Origin of the sequence: Streptomyces sp. NPDC050287 (assembly GCF_044459385.1) — a bacterium.
In the GTDB taxonomy this organism is placed as follows: domain Bacteria; phylum Actinomycetota; class Actinomycetes; order Streptomycetales; family Streptomycetaceae; genus Streptomyces.
This window is the reverse complement of the sequence record NZ_JBITIY010000003.1, coordinates 816339-831783: the sequence shown is the minus strand read 5'-3', so window position 1 is coordinate 831783 and position 15445 is coordinate 816339. Positions and strand designations below refer to the sequence as shown.

Annotated in this window: 17 protein-coding genes; 7 read left to right on the top strand and 10 right to left on the bottom strand. The window is 70.4% G+C overall.

Translation table 11 applies throughout. The annotated features are described in order from the left end of the window. Positions 1–493: 493 nt before the first annotated feature. The 3 genes from ACIBK3_RS14120 to ACIBK3_RS14110 all read left to right on the top strand — a co-directional run bounded on the left by ACIBK3_RS14120 (position 494) and on the right by ACIBK3_RS14110 (position 2719). The gene (locus tag ACIBK3_RS14120) at positions 494–1192 is read left to right on the top strand and encodes an SDR family oxidoreductase (protein ID WP_399365236.1); all 699 of its coding nucleotides are present in this window, start codon (positions 494–496) and stop codon (positions 1190–1192) included. A 96-nt stretch (positions 1193–1288) separates the two neighbouring features. Next, complete coding sequence (locus ACIBK3_RS14115) at positions 1289–1804, top strand: transposase (protein WP_399365234.1); 516 nt, start codon at positions 1289–1291, stop codon at positions 1802–1804. Positions 1805–2023: 219 nt separating this feature from the next. Beyond that, complete coding sequence (locus ACIBK3_RS14110) at positions 2024–2719, top strand: SpdA protein (RefSeq protein ID WP_399365232.1); 696 nt, start codon at positions 2024–2026, stop codon at positions 2717–2719. Between the two features lie 195 nt (positions 2720–2914). Here the strand turns inward: ACIBK3_RS14110 and ACIBK3_RS14105 are convergent, their stop codons facing one another. The 9 genes from ACIBK3_RS14105 to ACIBK3_RS14065 all read right to left on the bottom strand — a co-directional run bounded on the left by ACIBK3_RS14105 (position 2915) and on the right by ACIBK3_RS14065 (position 9214). Then, the gene (locus ACIBK3_RS14105) at positions 2915–3754 is read right to left on the bottom strand and encodes a class III extradiol dioxygenase subunit beta (protein WP_399365594.1); all 840 of its coding nucleotides are present in this window, start codon (positions 3752–3754) and stop codon (positions 2915–2917) included. A 1-nt stretch (position 3755) separates the two neighbouring features. Beyond that, on the bottom strand, positions 3756–4112 hold the full coding sequence (gene ligA / locus ACIBK3_RS14100; RefSeq protein ID WP_399365230.1) for a protocatechuate 4,5-dioxygenase subunit alpha: 357 nt from the start codon (positions 4110–4112) through the stop codon (positions 3756–3758). A gap of 32 nt (positions 4113–4144) precedes the next feature. Continuing rightward, complete coding sequence (locus ACIBK3_RS14095) at positions 4145–4888, bottom strand: SDR family oxidoreductase (protein WP_319767684.1); 744 nt, start codon at positions 4886–4888, stop codon at positions 4145–4147. After that, entirely contained in the window at positions 4885–5166 is a 282-nt protein-coding gene (locus tag ACIBK3_RS14090; protein ID WP_399365228.1) for a muconolactone Delta-isomerase family protein, read from the bottom strand. The genes ACIBK3_RS14095 and ACIBK3_RS14090 overlap by 4 nt, the downstream gene beginning before the upstream one ends. A gap of 18 nt (positions 5167–5184) precedes the next feature. Further along, positions 5185–5901 (bottom strand): alpha/beta hydrolase, encoded by a 717-nt coding sequence (locus ACIBK3_RS14085; RefSeq protein ID WP_399365226.1) that lies wholly within the window; start codon positions 5899–5901, stop codon positions 5185–5187. After that, positions 5898–6941 (bottom strand): Rieske 2Fe-2S domain-containing protein, encoded by a 1044-nt coding sequence (locus tag ACIBK3_RS14080; RefSeq protein ID WP_399365224.1) that lies wholly within the window; start codon positions 6939–6941, stop codon positions 5898–5900. The genes ACIBK3_RS14085 and ACIBK3_RS14080 overlap by 4 nt, the downstream gene beginning before the upstream one ends. Before the next feature lie 28 nt (positions 6942–6969). Further along, entirely contained in the window at positions 6970–8016 is a 1047-nt protein-coding gene (locus ACIBK3_RS14075) for a PDR/VanB family oxidoreductase (protein WP_399365222.1), read from the bottom strand. 68 nt (positions 8017–8084) lie between these two features. Next, complete coding sequence (locus tag ACIBK3_RS14070) at positions 8085–8468, bottom strand: hypothetical protein (protein WP_399365220.1); 384 nt, start codon at positions 8466–8468, stop codon at positions 8085–8087. After that, positions 8465–9214: a PIG-L deacetylase family protein gene (locus ACIBK3_RS14065; RefSeq protein ID WP_399365218.1), complete on the bottom strand. Its 750-nt coding sequence runs from the start codon at positions 9212–9214 to the stop codon at positions 8465–8467. Before ACIBK3_RS14065 ends, ACIBK3_RS14070 begins: the two co-directional genes overlap by 4 nt. Before the next feature lie 202 nt (positions 9215–9416). On the opposite strand from ACIBK3_RS14065, the gene ACIBK3_RS14060 reads away from it, so the two are divergent. Both ACIBK3_RS14060 and ACIBK3_RS14055 read left to right on the top strand, forming a co-directional pair. Further along, positions 9417–10100: a 4-carboxy-4-hydroxy-2-oxoadipate aldolase/oxaloacetate decarboxylase gene (locus tag ACIBK3_RS14060; RefSeq protein WP_399365216.1), complete on the top strand. Its 684-nt coding sequence runs from the start codon at positions 9417–9419 to the stop codon at positions 10098–10100. 48 nt (positions 10101–10148) lie between these two features. Further along, entirely contained in the window at positions 10149–10802 is a 654-nt protein-coding gene (locus ACIBK3_RS14055; protein WP_399365214.1) for a GntR family transcriptional regulator, read from the top strand. Between the two features lie 71 nt (positions 10803–10873). Here ACIBK3_RS14055 and ACIBK3_RS14050 read toward each other — a convergent pair whose 3' ends face one another. Next, positions 10874–12514, bottom strand: a complete 1641-nt coding sequence (locus ACIBK3_RS14050; RefSeq protein WP_399365212.1) for an AMP-binding protein — start codon at positions 12512–12514, stop codon at positions 10874–10876. A 363-nt stretch (positions 12515–12877) separates the two neighbouring features. On the opposite strand from ACIBK3_RS14050, the gene ACIBK3_RS14045 reads away from it, so the two are divergent. Then, complete coding sequence (locus tag ACIBK3_RS14045; protein WP_399365210.1) at positions 12878–14530, top strand: histidine kinase; 1653 nt, start codon at positions 12878–12880, stop codon at positions 14528–14530. Next, positions 14518–15165: a response regulator gene (locus tag ACIBK3_RS14040; protein ID WP_399365592.1), complete on the top strand. Its 648-nt coding sequence runs from the start codon at positions 14518–14520 to the stop codon at positions 15163–15165. The genes ACIBK3_RS14045 and ACIBK3_RS14040 overlap by 13 nt, the downstream gene beginning before the upstream one ends. Positions 15166–15445 lie beyond the last annotated feature (280 nt).

Below are 15445 nucleotides of genomic sequence, written 5' to 3'. Positions count from 1 at the left end.
AGCTGAACAGGCTGTCCAACCGGTCTGCGACCTGGCTGGTCCACGGCAGCTTCTGAGCTTCGTGGCAGGCACTGCTGACAGCGCCAGGCGTGACGAAAAAGATCGAGGGTCGCACAGCGCGCGCTGTGCGGCCCTCATGCGTGCCGACGACGGGCGTGCACGGCGCGGGGTTCAAAACCTCCTTGGCACCTGTAAAAGCCCAGGTTGCAGGACCCACGCAGCGTGCCCACTGCGTGCCCATTGCGTGCCCGGACGACTTCGGGGCCGTTCGCAGGGGTTGTCGCCGTGCCGGCGTCGTCGATCCCGTAGCAGCCCTGTAGTATTACGAACGTAATCCAAACCTGGGCGTGCTCGCCCATACGGCGCACCCTTCCCACGCCGCCCGCGACAAGGGCCTGAACCGCCTGCGGTACGGCCGACATCGCGCACCGGCGCCTTGTCGCGGCGTGGTCGCTTCGGGCAGGGAGCCCTCCTACTTCACCAGGAACTCTTCATGGACCTTTCCGCCAGCACCGTCCTCGTCACCGGAGCCAACCGGGGCCTCGGCCGAGCCCTCGCCGCCGAACTGCTCGCCCGTGGCGCCACCGTCTACGCCGGTGCCCGCAACCCCGCCCAGGTCGACCTGCCCGGCGCCAAGCCGATCGCGCTCGACATCACCGACCCGGCCTCCGTCGCGGCCGCCGCCCAGGCCACCGGGGACGTGACCGTCCTGATCAACAACGCCGGCTCGGCCACCGGCACCGACCTGCTCACAGGCGACCTGGACAACATCCGCCTGGAGCTGGACACCCACTACTACGGCACCCTGTCGGTGGTCCGCGCCTTCGCACCCCAGATCACGGCCAACGGCGGCGGCGCCATCCTGAACATCCTGTCCGTCCTGTCCTGGGTCAGCTTCCCGGAACACGGCGCCTACTGCGCGGCCAAGTCCGCCCAGTGGTCCCTCACCAACGCCCTGCGCCTGCAGCTTGCCGACCAGGGCATTCGAGTGGCCGGCCTGCACGTCGGCTACATGGACACCGACATGGTCCGCACCGTCGAGGCGCCCAAGTCCGACCCCGCCGACATCGCCAGGATCGCGGTCGACGGCATCGCCGCCGGCGCCTACGAGATCCTCGCGGACGACCCCGCCCGCCAGGCCCAGCCTGCACTGTCCGGAGGCGTCTCGGCGCTCTATCCGCAGCTCCACTGAACGCCCACGCCGGCCCGGAAACCCTCACCGGGCCGGCGGATGGCGACGCCCGGTGTCCCACTCCCGCGCCCTCGCGTCATCGAGATGAGGGCAGCGGTGGCACAGGACGGCGACGAGCGCTCAGCCGTCGTCACCTGCGCCGGCCCGCAGCGCAGGCCACATTGCCCGACACGTGGCAGTCGGCCCGGTGCCGGGGCGGACCTGGTCGCCGACCTGGTCACCATCCCGGGCATCGGAGTGCGGACCGCCCAGACGCTGCTGGCCGAGCTCTGCCCGGACATGACCGTCTTCCCCACCGCCGACCATCTCGTCTCGCGGGCGAAGTTCGCGCCACGGACCGTGCAGTCCGGCGGCAAGAACACATCCGACCCCACCGTGGCGTGGCAGTACCGGCTTCCCGCCAGGCGCCGCACGGGTATCTCGAGCGTCAGCAACGCCGCCGCTTCCTGCCGCCGCAGTCCCGACGAAGGGACAAGGTCGACGAACGAAGTGTTTCGGTCCTCCAGACGCCCCGCCCACCCCGGTTCCGGCGTCCCCTCCCGGCCGAACCCCCGCAGCCCGACGTCCGACCACAGCCGCCAGGTGCAGGCCACGGCTGACGTACGACCATGAAACGCAAACGGCGCCGACCGAAAGCCGGCCGGCACCAGGGTGCGTACTGCGTGTGTCCGAGGGGGGACTTGACCCGAAACCCCAACCGGTCGTCCTGCGTGCGGACCTGGAGATTCACGCGGTACAGCACGCTGGCCGAGGGCGGTGCGAGCCTGCTGCATCGGATGGTGCGCCGTGACGGCGGCCACGACAAGGACGCGCCCCGGAGCTCATCGGACCGTGCTGCTGGAGCAGGGCCGAACCTTGCGCGCGGTGACGGTGACCATGGCCACCGTCGTCGGCCTGACCTTCCTCTTCGGCTTCGGCAACGTGTGGACCCTGGCATTGCGCCTCGGTGTACCGGCCTGGGTGGCACCTTTGGTGGCCCCGGCGGTCGACCTGTCGGTACTCGGCCTGCTCCTGGGCATCCGCTACCTCGCCCTGCATGGTGCAACATCTGAGCAGTTGCGCCCTGCCCGGCGACTGTTGATTTTCTCCAGTGTGATGACCCTGGCTCTGAACGTCACCGAGCCGCTGCTTGCGGGCCAGTTCGGCAGGGCCGCATTTGACGCGGTGGGACCACTGCTTCTTATTGGCTGGGCGGAGGTCGGGCCTGGTCTACTGCAGGCTGTCGGCGGTATCCCGGGCCGGGACGAACACCCGACGGAGACCACGGCCGGACCGCACGCCGACGGTTCGACGGAGGATGCAGACGCGGGGAGGCGGCCTGCGCTCGACGACCTCCTGGAGCGTGCCCGGCAGGAGGACGCCGATCACTGGGAACTGCACCGGCGGCCGATCTCCGCCGAGACGCTGCGCAAGCGGCTGCGCATCGGTGCCGCCAGATCCAGGATGATCGTCGCCGCGATCCGCGGTGACAGGCGCGATCGACCGGCCATCGAGGCCGGACGCCGCCGGGCGGCAGCGATGAGGTGATGCCCCCATGCAGAAGCAGTGCACACCGGAAGGGGAACGCCACAGGTCGGCCTGGCCTCACCCATGGTCGCGGTGGCTGCCTCGCGTTGAACACAGAACATGCCGGGACAGCGCGGTTATAGCTCTACGCACCCCGCTGCGCACGGGGACGCCATCGGTGTGCGGGGCCGCTTCACAGGTACGGCGGCAATCGGATCAGGCGCTCAGGTTCTCGAACAGGACCATCCCGGCCGCGGTGTTCGACGCGGGCACATGGTACGTCTCGTGCACGCGGCGGATCCGCGGGCCCAGGGCGCCGCGCATGATGAGCCACATGATGAGTTCGATGCCCTCGGAGCCGGCCTCGCGGATGTAGTCCTCGCGGGTCAGAGTGGCCAGCTTCTCCGGGTCGTGCTCGATCGCGTCGAGGAACATCCGGTCGAAGTCCTGGTTGATCAGTCCCGCGCGGGCGCCCGCGAGCTGGTGGGACATGCCGCCGGTGCCGAAGACCGCGACCTTGAGGTCCTCGGGGTAGGCGCGGATCGCCTCGCCCAGCGCTCGGCCGAGGGCCAGGCACCTCGCGGCGGTCGGCTGCGGGTACTGGATGACGTTGACGAGGAGGGGGACGACCGTGCATGGCCAGCGTGCCCCGGGGTCGGGGCAGTACACCGACAGGGGCACCGTCAGGCCGTGGTCGACGTCGAGCTCCTGGTAGACGGTGAGGTCGAAGGAAGCGTCGATCAGACTTTCGACGAGGTGGTCGGAGAACTCCGGGGCGCCGTGGACGGTCGGCACGGGGCGGCTGCCCCAGCCTTCGTCGGCCACCTGGTACGACGGGGCCGAGCCGATCGCGAAGGTCGGCGTGACGCTCAGATCCAGGGCGTTCGCGTGGTCGTTGTAGACGACGACCGCGACATCCGGGGTGTGCCGGGCCATCCACTCGCGCGCCGGCGCATATCCGTCGAACAGCGGCTTCCAGTACGGGTCCTGTGTCTTGCTGTGGTCCATGGCCGCACCGATGGACGGTACGTGCGAGGTGGCCAGTCCCCACATCACCTCAGCCAAAGCTCCGCCCTCCCGCTTTCAGCGCTTCCGCGAACTCCTCGGTGGTCATGCCGGTGAAGACCCCGCCGAGGTACTGCATGGACTTCTGGTCGACCATGGCGAGTTTGAAGACGTAGAAGATGGAGCCGCCCAGCTCCATCATCCGATTCCAGTCCCGCTCCAGAAGCGCGTCCCGCTGCTCGGCCGTCAGGCCGTACGTCTCGCAGTACGCGGCCTCGTCGGCCTTGAACCTCGCCCGGTTCTCGGCGTACTTGAGGGACCCGCAGAGCTGGTTCAGTGCCCGTCCGCGGCGGTGCTCGGCGGCGTCGAAGACGTAGGTGCCGGGGACCTGGGGTGTGCTGCTGGACATGCCGTTCCTCTCCTCTCCCGTGGGGTTGCCGGTCAGTGCAGGAGTCCGCCGCCGTCGCAGACGAGCGTCTGGCCGGTGACCATGACCGCGTCCGGTGAGGCGAGGAAGGAGACGAGCCCGGCGAAGTGCTCCGGGGTGACGTACTCCTTGATCGCCTGTCGGCTCATGGTCTCGGCGAAGACCTCGTCGCCGGAGTGCGCCCGGGTGCCCGGGGTGGCCACCTGAGCGGGCGCCACCGCGTTCACCGTGATCCGGTGCTCGCCCAGTTCCCGTGCCATCACCCGGGTCATCCCGATGAGCGCGCCTTTGCCGGCCACGTAGGCGATCTGCCCCGGTGCCCCGGTGAAGAAGGTCCGGGACGCGACATTGATGACCCGCCCGCGGTGCGGGCTGGTGCGCAGCCACGGCACGCACGCCTGCACCATGAGCAGCGGACCGACGGCGTTGACGGCGAAGAAGCGGTGCAGTTCTTCGGGGGACGCCTCCAGCAGCGGCGCACGGCCGGACAGCAGGCCGGCGTTGTTGACCAGTACGTCGATACCGCCCCCGCCGTACGCCTCGTTGATCTCCTCCACGGCTCGACGGGTCGCGGCTCGGTCACTGACGTCGCAGCGCCACGGCCGCACACCGGCCATGCCACCGGTGCCGTCCGGTTCGGCGATGTCGAGTGCGGCGACCGTGAATCCGTCCGCGGCCAGTCTGCGGGCGATGGCCCGTCCCAGGCCGCCGGCGGCGCCTGTGACGATCGCGACCCGAGGGCTGTCCCGGCCGGTCATGGTGCCTTCTCCTGCGGATGGGTGGCCAGCGCCTCCACGGTGATGTCCATCCACTTCCACATCGGCAGGGAGACCAGCGCGTCGTGCAGCTCCGCCGGATCGGCGGCCTCGTACAGGCCGATCGTGGCGTTGCGGCCCGGAACCCGCCACAGCCGCTTGAGGACGCCTGCCTCCCGCAGTTCCATGGCCCGTTCGCGCTCGCCATTGCGCAGGGCCTCGCGGACGTCGTCGGGGGTGTCCGGGGGCAGGGTGTTCTCGGTTCGGACGAGGAATTCCATGGAACGTCCCTTCACTGGTCAGGTTGCCGCGATCTCCAGGAACACTTCGGCAAGTCGATCCGGAGCCGTGACCATCGCCTCGTGTCCGGTGGCGATCTCGTGGACCGGCCAGCCGCGGGCCGCGGCTCGCTCGGCGTGCGGGGTGAACACCCGCATCCAGTCGGTGCACTCGACGAAGACACCGGGGACCTGGTCCGCCTTGCCGGTGAGCCGCAACGGCTCGGTGTACGTCAGCCACGGGTGTGGGGTCAGCCGCGGGCCGAGCCAGTCGAGGTCCGCCTGTTCCGTGACGCCGAGGACACTCAGCGAGCGCACCGGGACGAGCCAGCCGAAGCCGGGTCCGGACACGGACTCCCGGTAGTGCCCGGCGATGCGGTCGGGCAGCAGGTCGATCGCCGCGTCCCCGTCGTCGCCGACGAAGGCGTCGAGGTGGACCCGTTTCGCCAGCCGGTCCGGGATCCGGTCCGCGACGCCGGTGACGACCTGGCCGGCGTAACTGTGCCCGACGAGCACGACGTTGTGCAGGTCATGGGCTTCGATCAGCGCCGCGATGTCCTGGATGTGCGTGGTGAGTCCGACCTGGGGAGTGAGGAGATGGGCGCGATCGCTCACCCCGGTCAGCGTGGGGGCGTACGCCTCGTGCCCAGCCGCGCGCAACAGCGGTGCCACGCGCTGCCATACCCAGCCACCGTGCCAGGCTCCGTGGAGCAGTACGAAGACGCGGCGGCCGCTCATGCGGACGCCCGGGGCCGCGTGCCGCCACCCTGCTGTTCACGAGCGAGCATCTTCACCACCGCGCGACGCCCGCGTAGTGCGGCGAGGTCGGACTTGATGCTGGACTCGGCGGTGCCGCCCGGATCGGTGGCGTACATGACCTCCTGCGCCTCAAGGGCGTCGACGTCCTCCTGCATCACCGCGAGCTGCTGCTCGTGCTGGAACTTCGTGAGCTCCTCGTCGTCGATGAGGTAGTCGCGGCCCAGCGCGTAGAAGTCGTGCGTCTCGTTGCCGCGTCCCGGCGTCATCCCGTACAGCACCTTCATGTGGAAGCCCTGCGGTTCCTCGGTGCCGGTGGCAGCGACGCGGATGTTGAGGACGAAGATGCCCGGCGGGTAGAAGTCGCCGTCCTGCCAGCGGTCCACCGAAGAGGTCAGTCCGCAGGATTTCCGGTAGAACGGCGGCGCCTCAATGCCGATCATGTGACGGCTGAAGCTGACCCGGTCGCCGTCCACGGTCACGTCGATGGGGGTCGCGGCGACGGCGGCGTTGCCGATGCTCGTCGGGTGCAGGAACGTCTCGTGGGTGAGGTCGAGCAGGTTCTCCAGCAGCAACTGGTGCCGGGCCTTCAGCGGGACCACACCGTGGACATGGGTCCAGTTCGGGTCGGTGAGCCAGGAGGTGTCGGGCAGCAGGCTCTCGTCGGCCAGTCCCGGATCACCGGGCCAGATCCAGATCGCGCCGTCCCGCTCGACCAGCGGGAACCGGCGCAGTGCCGCCTTGGGCCGGTCGGCCTGCTCGGCGACCCCGACGCACACGCCCTGACCGTCGAAGCGATAGCCGTGGTAGTCACACTGGAGGACGCCCTCGTCGTCGAGGTGGCCCAGGGACAGCGGGTACTTGCGGTGGGGGCAGCGGTCTTCGACGGCGGTGACGGTGCCGTCGGGAAACCGGTAGAAGCAGACCGGGAGGTCCGTGATCCAGCGCTGCTCGAGAGTCCGGCCGATCTCGTCGGACCACGCTCCCAGGTACCAGCCGTTGCGTACGTGCTGTGTCACCATGGCGGGTCTTTCCCTTTCATAGGTCCAGTCAGAGATCCAGGACGAGGCGTCCGCTCCGCGCGCGGGAGACGCAGATGAGCATCGTGTCGTTCGCGGCCCGTTCGTCTTCGGTGAGCAGTGAGTCGCGGTGGTCGACCTCGCCCTCCAGGACGGCGGTCTCGCACGAGCCGCAGATGCCCTCCTCACAGGAGGACATGACCGGGACACCCGCTTGCTCCACGGCCTTGAGGACCGACAGCTCCGGAGGCACGGTCAGCGTCACCCCGGACGCCCGCAGCTCCACCTCGAACGGCTGCCGCCCGGCCGCACTCCCGGTGGGGGACTGCCCGTCGGCCGCGGCGAACCGCTCGACGTTCAGCGTCCCGGCCGGCCACGTGGCGCAGTACGCCTCGACCGCGTCGATGAGGCCCGCGGGGCCGCAGCAGTACACCAGGTTGGGCGGGTCGGGATCGCCGAGGAAGGAGGCGAGGTCGAGCAGCCCGTGCTCGTCCTGCGGGCGCACGGTCACGCGGTCGCCGTAGCGCTCCAGTTCGGGCAGGAACGCCATGGACGTGCGGGTGCGGCCGCCGTAGAGCAGGGACCACTCGGCTCCGGCAGCCTCGGCCTCGGCAATCATCGGGAGCAGCGGGGTGATGCCGATGCCGCCGCCGACGAACAGGTACTTCGGTGTGGTGTGCAGGGGGAAGTTGTTGCGGGGACCGCGCACCCTGAGTTCGCTGCCCTCGTGGACGTTGTCGTGGATCCACTGGGAACCGCCGCGCCCGTCGGGCTCCCGCAGCACCGCGATGCGCCAGCGGGCCGTGTCCTTGGCCGGGCCGCACAGCGAGTACTGGCGGGTGACACCCGTGGGCAGGACGACGTCGATGTGCGCTCCCGGCTGCCAGGACGGCAGCGGTCCGTCGTCACCGAAGCGCGGTGCGAGCTCCAGTGACACGACACCGTCCGCCACCGTCTGGCGGGTCAGTACGGTGACGGTGCCCTCGAACCCGCCGCCGCGCCGCGCCGCGACGGGTGCTCCGGCTCCGGTGGTAGCGAGGGTGCGCGTGCCCGGGGCGGCGGCTGATGGGCTTGTCACGTTGGTCATCTCCTCGGCGCGGTCGGTCGGGGACCACTTCGGCCGCGGACCGGCGGCCGTAACTGACGCTAGCCACCGGGAACGCGCAGGTCATCGCTCGAATGACCGGACCGGGGCGGCGTATGGTCGTGGCACGGACTACGTCGTCCGTCGCGCGTGCCGGCATCCCGTCCGGGCCGTGGTGCCTGGTCGAGGTGGATCCGCACCTGGCGGTCCTCGCTCCAGAGGGCTTCCACCACGGCGTGCAGCCGCTGGGCGTCGACGCGCCACATCGGTGCGCCGTAGCGGTCGTCGCGCGTGATGCCGTCCTCGGGGACGCCGGCGGCCAGCAGGCTCCGGTGATCGGGCGTCCGGGCGGTCTCGTCCGCGTAGTCCACGTAGAGGGACGTGTCGCGGAACGGAACCCAGATGTGCGTGGTGCCGCGGGCACCGGTCCCGTGCGGCGCCGTCATGCCAGCACGCCGGTCGTCTGCGGATAGAGGCGTACGTACGCCTCGGCCATGGTCCCGTGCGAGAGGCCGAGGTTGGGCCCGGCGTTGCGCTTCAGTTGCACGCCGCGCCGCTTGGCGAGGTCGGTGTAGTAGTCCCACATGTGCTGCTGTGCGGCCAGGCACTCCATCGCCTTGCGCTTCTTGTCGAAGACCGAGCTGATGTCCAGCAGGACGTTCGGCTTGAAGTCGCACTGCTCGGGTTGGTGCGGCTCGAAGAAGAACACCGGGGGAGCGCCGAGCGGTTCGCCGGGCGCGTCGTAGCCGGCCGCCTGGGCGAGCACGCGTGCCTGGAGCGCCATGCGGGCGGCGGCCGGGTGGTCGCCGTTGTAGGGGTCGGTGAGGGTGTGGGTGAGGACGACGGCGGGGTTCACCTCCCGGTACACGCGCACGATGCGGTCCACCAACTCCGGGGTCTCCAGCAGCGGGTAGTCCCCGGCGTCCAGGAACTCGATCTCCGCGCCCAGCGCCGCCGCCGCGTTCGAGGCCTCCGTGCGGCGGAGCTCCTTGATCTCGTCGAGGCGCAGGCCGTCCCGCCAGGCCCGGGCGGACTCGCCGCGCTCGCCGAAGCTCAGGCACAGCACCTTCGCACGCTGACCGCGCTCGGCGGCCACGGCGATGGCGCCGCCGGCCCGCCAGACGAAGTCGCCGGCGTGTGCGCTGACGACCAGCAGCGCACCTTCGGGCGGAGTGGGGGTGGCGAGGGTCATGAGGATTCCTTGGGATCGAGGGGGAGGGACGCATCGACCGGGGCCACGCAACTCCGTTGCCGCGGCGCGGTTTTCACAGAAGGAGTGCGGGACGAAAGCGGTCGAAACTGCGGATGTAACCATATCGTCGATTTAATTGTTGACAATAGTGCTGACACCAGTAATTCTCCTGGTAACAGCCCTGGAACAGCCCGGAGTAGACATGCCGAACCGCCTTGTGGTCGTCAGGAACATCGCCCGGCCCGCCGCCGACGTCGTCGCCCGGCTCGCGCAGGCGGGGGTGTCCACCGTCCACGAGGCCATCGGCCGCCGTGGCTTCGCGGGAACCGGTCTGCGGCCGAACCAGCAGAACGTGCGCATAGCCGGCCCGGTGGTGACGGTCAGCTCCCACCCGGGGGACAACCTGATGATCCACGCGGCCGTCGAGGTCTGCCGACCCGGCGACATCCTCGTGGTGACGACCACATCGCCGTCCACGGACGGCATGTTCGGCGAACTGCTGGCGACCTCTCTCGCCGCCCGCGGCGTCATCGGCCTGATCACGGCGGCAGGTGTGCGCGACACCGCCGAGCTGCGGGAGATGGGCTTCCACGTCTGGGCCCGGGCGGTGTCCGCCCAGGGCACGGTGAAGGCGTCCCCGGGCTCGGTCAACGTGCCCGTGACGCTCGGCGGAGTGTCCGTCCGCCCCGGCGACGTCGTCGTCGCCGACGACGACGGCGTGGTCGTCGTGCCCCTGGAGGAGGCGGAGGAGGCGGCGGAGCTCGCCGAGAAGCGGATCGCCAGGGAGGCCGCCACCCGGGAGGTCCTGCGTTCCGGGACGCTGGGCGTCGACTACTACGGACTGCGCGCCAGGCTCGCCGAACTGGGCGTCACCTATCAGGACTGACCGCACCTCTTCTCGCCCTGAACCTGTGGTGGATGGTGACTGCACACCGTGAGCACTTCTGCTGGACCCGACGTCACCGGTGCGATCCGGGCCGCGCTGCTGCGCGGTGACTACGTGCCGCGACAACGCCTGATCGAGGCGGATCTCTGCGAACAATTCGGCGCCAGCCGCTCCGGGGTGCGGTCGGCGCTCCAGCAGCTGGCGGCGGAAGGGCTGGTCGAGATGCAGCGCAACCGCGGCGCGCGCGTCCGGGAGATCACCTTCGCCGAGGCGGTCGAGGTGACGGAGGTACGCATGGTTCTGGAGGGTCTGATCGCCGCTCGTGCGGCGGAGCGGGTCAGCGCCGTGCAGGCCGAGGAGCTGCGTGGGATCGGCGCGGACATGGCACAGGCGGTCGCCGACGGCGAACTGATGGCGTACAGCGACCTCAACGCCCGTCTCCACCGTCGTGTGCGCGACATCGCCGGCCACGAGACCGCCAACCAGGTCGTCGAGCGGCTGCGGGCCCAGATGGTCCGGCACCAGTTCATGCTCTCCCTGGTGCCGGGGCGGGCTCGCCTGTCGCTGCCCCAGCACCAGCGGATCATCGCGGCGATCGTCGCCGGGGACCCGGTGGAGGCCGAAGCGGCCATGCGGGACCACGTGGCCAGTGTGGTGGAGGCGCTGCGGGCGCTCGAAGCATGCCGGAACCGAGTGAGCTGAGGCACGATGAGGCGGCAGTACACGGTGTGCCCTGCCGGTGTCCCCCTCAAGCGCTCCTCCCGACTCGGCTGTCACGTTCCGTCGCCCGCGCCGGCCTCCTGTGCCGTCTTCCTGGCCCAGGCGACTTCCAGCTTCCCGGTGGGGGTGCGTGGCAGGGAGTCCGTCAGGACGACGGAGCGCGGCACCTTGTAGCCGGCGAGGCCGCGCCGGACCCAGCCGCGCAGTTCCTCGCCGGTGACCGTCGCGCCGGGCGGGACCGCCACGACGGCTGCCACCCGTTCTCCCCAGGTCTCGTCGGGGACTCCGACGACGACGCAGTCCTTCACGGCGGGGTGCGAGAGCAGGACGTTCTCGACCTCCTGCGGATGCACCTTCTCCCCGCCGGTGTTGATCACGCCCGAGCCGCGACCGAGGAACCGGATCGCGCCGTCGGCCTCGATCGTGGCGAGATCGCCGGGGATCGAGTACCGCGCCCCGTCGATGGTGCGGAACGTCGTCGTGCTCTTCGCGGTGTCCTTGTAGTAGCCGAGCGGCATGGGGCCGCAGTAGGCGAGGTTCCCCACCTCGTCACTGCCGGGTTCGACGAACCGGTCATCGGGGCTGACCACTCGTGTCGCGGGCACGGGGAAGAAGCGGGCGGGCAGGTCCCGTACCGACGAGGTGATCGCGAAGGCGAAGGGACCGCCCTCGCTGGACGCGATGGCGTCGATGACGGTGACGTCGGCACGCTCGTGCAGCGCCCTCTTGAGTGAGTCGCTGAGCGCGGTGCCGGAGCTGAGGATCCTGCGCACGGAGCGCAGGTCGTGCGGCGTCCCGATCTCTTCCGCGTGCACGAGTTCGTCGACGAGTGGCCGGCACACGGCGTTGCCCGCGACGATGACCGTCTCGACCCGCTGCTCGGCGACAGTGCTCCAGATGTGCTCCGGATCGAGGCCGCCCTGACGCGCGGTGACCGCCCGGCCGCCTGCCATCAGGGCGCCCATGGTGTTGAACAGTCCGGTGGCGTGGATGAGCGGCACGACGGGCATGGTGGTCGGGGCGCGGCCTTCGCCGTGCGCCTTGACCGCGACGCCCACGGCCTCGTCGAGCGTCGTGGGGAGCTCGGTGACACCGAGCGGATGGAAGATCGGGACCACCAGGGAGTGCAGCAGATCGCTCTGCCGCCACATCACGCCCTTGGGCTTGCCCGTGGTTCCGCCGGTGAACATGAAGAGCCGGTCAGAGCCGGGCCGCGGCTGCGGCTCGCGCGGTGCGTGCGCCGCCAGCAGCGCGTCCAGCTCGGGCACGGAAGGCCCGGCCGGGCTGTCGGCCGGCGGATCGCCCACCCGGACGAGCAGCTTCAGCGTGCGTACGTGCCCGGCGGCGTGGGTGACCCGGTCTGCCAGGGCGCCGCTGAAGACGACCGCGGCCGCGTCGGCGTCGGTGAGGAGTTCGGAGAGTTCCTCACCGGTGTAGCGGTAGTTGGCGTTCACCGGCACGGCGCCGAGCTTGAAGGCGGCGAAGACCGTCTCCAGGTAGGCGGCGCCGTTGAACAGGTAGCAGGCCACGGTGTCGCCTTCGCGTACCCCGGCCGCTCCCAGCGCGACGGCCAGCCGTGACGCGCGCTCGTCGAACTCCCGGTAGGTGGTGTCACGTCCGGGCTCGCTGACGGCGACGGCATCGGGCAGAGCCCGGGAGACCGCCTCCCAGATCGTGCCGATGGACACGTCCATACCTCAGACCTCCTCGTCCTCGGGGCATGGGCAGACCGCGACGGCCGGGCACACGGGCCGGGGAGCACCGTGGATGTCTCGGAGGAGTAGCGGTCCACGGGACGCTCCTTCCTCACGGTAGGCGGGACGCGCGTCCGAGGAACGCGCGCAATGACTCGACCGGCTCGGCGCTTCGACCGGGTGATGAATGGGTCGAATGACGTAGGCCCCCGTCCGATCCGCCGGGCTACGATGCTGGGACCGACCGCGGGCACCTCCCGTCCGCTCACCAGCCGACGCGTTCTCCCGGCGCGTCGTGTTTCCGGCACCCGCGACCGCAGGGTCCGTTGCCTGTCGATCATGACGATGATGAGGAGATCGGTCGTGTCCGCATCGCCGCTCGTGGGCTGGGACGACGTCGCCGCCGTCGCGCCGGAGGGCCTGGCGGTCCTGGACCGCGTGGGCCGGTTCGTCCGCCTGAACCCGGCGGGGGCCGCGATGTGCGGTGCACGCGAGGAGTCCGACCTGCTGGGTACGCCGTCTCCGTTCGCGCTCGCGGAGGGGGACGGCACATGCCGGACAGGGCTGCTGGAGGAGCGGTCGGACGAGCGGGTGGCGCACTGGGTGCCCGCCTCCGGAGCCCGGCGCGAGTTCGCCTACCGGGCCCGCGGCCTGCCGGACGACCCGAAGTTCACGGTCGTGTCGTTCCGCGACGTGACCGCCGCATGGCACCGGCAGCGCCGGATCGCGGCGATCGCCCAGACGTCGATCGCTCTGGCTTCGGAGGGCTCGCTCGGCTCGACCCTGGACGCCGTGGCACGCCAGATCGTCCAGACAGACGGCCTGGCCGGCGTGCAGATCCTCATCCTGGACGGCACCGGCCGGGAACTGCGGCTGATGGGCTCGGCGGGGCTGCGGCACTGGGACGCGTTCCTCGACCGTCTGCTGGAGTGCCGCGACCGGGGCGCCCGGCTGTGCATGGTGGACACGCTGCGGGAGCGCAAACCGATCGTCGTCCCTCACCGGTGGGCCCAGATTCGTGCGGATCCTGCCTGGGAGCCGCTGCACGCCTACCTCGGCGAGCTCAACTGGGACTCCTTCGTCAGCGTTCCGTTGATGGCACGCGGCCGGCCCGAAGGCGTGCTCAACGCCTACTTCGCGCCCGGGCAGGAGATCGGCGGCCGGACCCTGGAGTTTCTGGCCGCCATGGCGGAGCAGGCCGCGCTCGCCGTCGACTACGCCACGCTGCTGCAGCGCGAGCGTGAGGGGGCCCGCAGGAACGAGCGTCAGCGCCTCGCCCGCGACCTGCACGACTCGATCGTCCAGCAGGTGTTCTCCATCGGCATGCAGGCCAACGCCGCGGGAGTACTGGGGGCGCGCGGCGGGCCGCTTCCGGCGGAGGCCGTCCGGAGGTTCGCGGACGAGGTCGGGGCCCTGTCGCAGACCGTCCTCGCCGACCTCAGGGCGATGGTGCACGAACTCCGTCCGTCCTCCTCCACCCGGCTCGGCCTGGAGGACGCGGTGACCGCGCTCGTCAAGAGCACCGAGAACCGAACGGGCCTCGGCATCCGGCTGCTGTGCGGAGTGGACCTGGACGCGGTCGAGCCGGATTTGGCCGAGGACATGTACCGGATCGTCGCGGAGGCCATCCACAACGTGGTCAAGCACGCGGAGGCCACCACTGTCACCATCCGCCTCGGCGTTCGCGACCACACCCTGACCGCGAGCGTCCGTGACGATGGTCGCGGGCTCGCGGAATCCGGTGGGCGCTCGGCCGCGCCGGAGGGGGAGGGCGACCGGACGCCCGGCACGGTCTGGGACCACGGCTACGGACTGACGACCATGCGGGAAAGGGCGGAGCGATGGGGCGGCACCATGAGGATCAGATCCGGGAAGAGCGGTACGGCCGTACGGGTCGTCATACCCCTCCCCGTACGGGTGCCGGAGCTGCGGCCCACGGATCCGGAGGACCCTCGGAGCACCCTGGCGGCGGTGCCGCTCCCCGAGACACCGGACCCCGCCCGATCCGGGTCCTGATCGTCGACGACCACGCCGTCGTACGCCGCGGAATCCGCGCCTATCTCGAGGTCCTGGACGACATGGAGGTCGCCGCGGAGGCCGCCGACGGGCAGGAGGCGCTCACCAGGCTGGACGCGATGGCTGCGCACCTCGAACTGCCGGACGTGGTGCTGATCGACCTGCTCATGCCCAGGATGGACGGAGCGACGGCCATCGGGGCGATCAAGCAGCGCCACCCCGACGTCCGGGTCGTGGTGCTCACCAGCTTCGGCGAGATGGAACGCGTCCACGCCGCGCTCGCGCAGGGAGCTGCCGGATACCTGCTGAAGGACGCCGAAGCGGGCGAGGTGGTCGCCGCCATCCGCGCCGCCGCCCGGGGCGAGGTCTTCCTCGACCCCGCAGTCGCCAGGGGACTCACCCAGGAGATCATCTCACCGCCGACCGGGCTCGCCGCTCTCACCAGCCGGGAACGCGACGTCCTCGTCCTCGTCGCCGAGGGCTGGTCCAACCAGCAGATCGCCGACGAACTGGTGATCAGCGAGCGCACCGCCCGCACCCACGTCAGCAACGTACTGCGCAAACTCCGCCTCACCTCCCGCACGCAGGCCGCCCTGTTCGCCGTACGGCAAGGGCTGGTCCCACCGCGCGGCTGACCGCAGCGCCACGGGCAGCTGGAACCTCCTCAAGACTGACGACGGGTTCTACAGACTGCAGTCGGCCAAGAACACCAGCCTGTACCTGACCGACGCATCCGACGGGGCGCCGCTCACCGTCCAGAGACGCAGTCGGGGACGGCTCGCAGGAGTGGGAACTCGCCGAGTGGACCGGGCCACCACTGAACGTGGAAATTTGGCGTGAGGTGGGCGGATTCACCTGCCCACCCCGCCTCTCCACCGCATCGTGGGGGAAAAAGCCCATCCAGGCCGTGGATGG

Bases quoted from the DNA above. Each gene is read 5' to 3' on its own strand.
- ACIBK3_RS14065 (WP_399365218.1), bottom strand. From the start codon at position 9,214: ATGACCCTCGCCACCCCCACTCCGCCCGAAGGTGCGCTGCTGGTCGTC.
- ACIBK3_RS14120 (WP_399365236.1), top strand. From the start codon at position 494: ATGGACCTTTCCGCCAGCACCGTCCTCGTCACCGGAGCCAACCGGGGC.
- ACIBK3_RS14060 (WP_399365216.1), top strand. From the start codon at position 9,417: ATGCCGAACCGCCTTGTGGTCGTCAGGAACATCGCCCGGCCCGCCGCC.
- ligA (WP_399365230.1), bottom strand. From the start codon at position 4,112: ATGTCCAGCAGCACACCCCAGGTCCCCGGCACCTACGTCTTCGACGCC.
- ACIBK3_RS14070 (WP_399365220.1), bottom strand. From the start codon at position 8,468: ATGACGGCGCCGCACGGGACCGGTGCCCGCGGCACCACGCACATCTGG.
- ACIBK3_RS14085 (WP_399365226.1), bottom strand. From the start codon at position 5,901: ATGAGCGGCCGCCGCGTCTTCGTACTGCTCCACGGAGCCTGGCACGGT.
- ACIBK3_RS14080 (WP_399365224.1), bottom strand. From the start codon at position 6,941: ATGGTGACACAGCACGTACGCAACGGCTGGTACCTGGGAGCGTGGTCC.
- ACIBK3_RS14095 (WP_319767684.1), bottom strand. From the start codon at position 4,888: ATGACCGGCCGGGACAGCCCTCGGGTCGCGATCGTCACAGGCGCCGCC.
- ACIBK3_RS14090 (WP_399365228.1), bottom strand. From the start codon at position 5,166: ATGGAATTCCTCGTCCGAACCGAGAACACCCTGCCCCCGGACACCCCC.
- ACIBK3_RS14050 (WP_399365212.1), bottom strand. From the start codon at position 12,514: ATGGACGTGTCCATCGGCACGATCTGGGAGGCGGTCTCCCGGGCTCTG.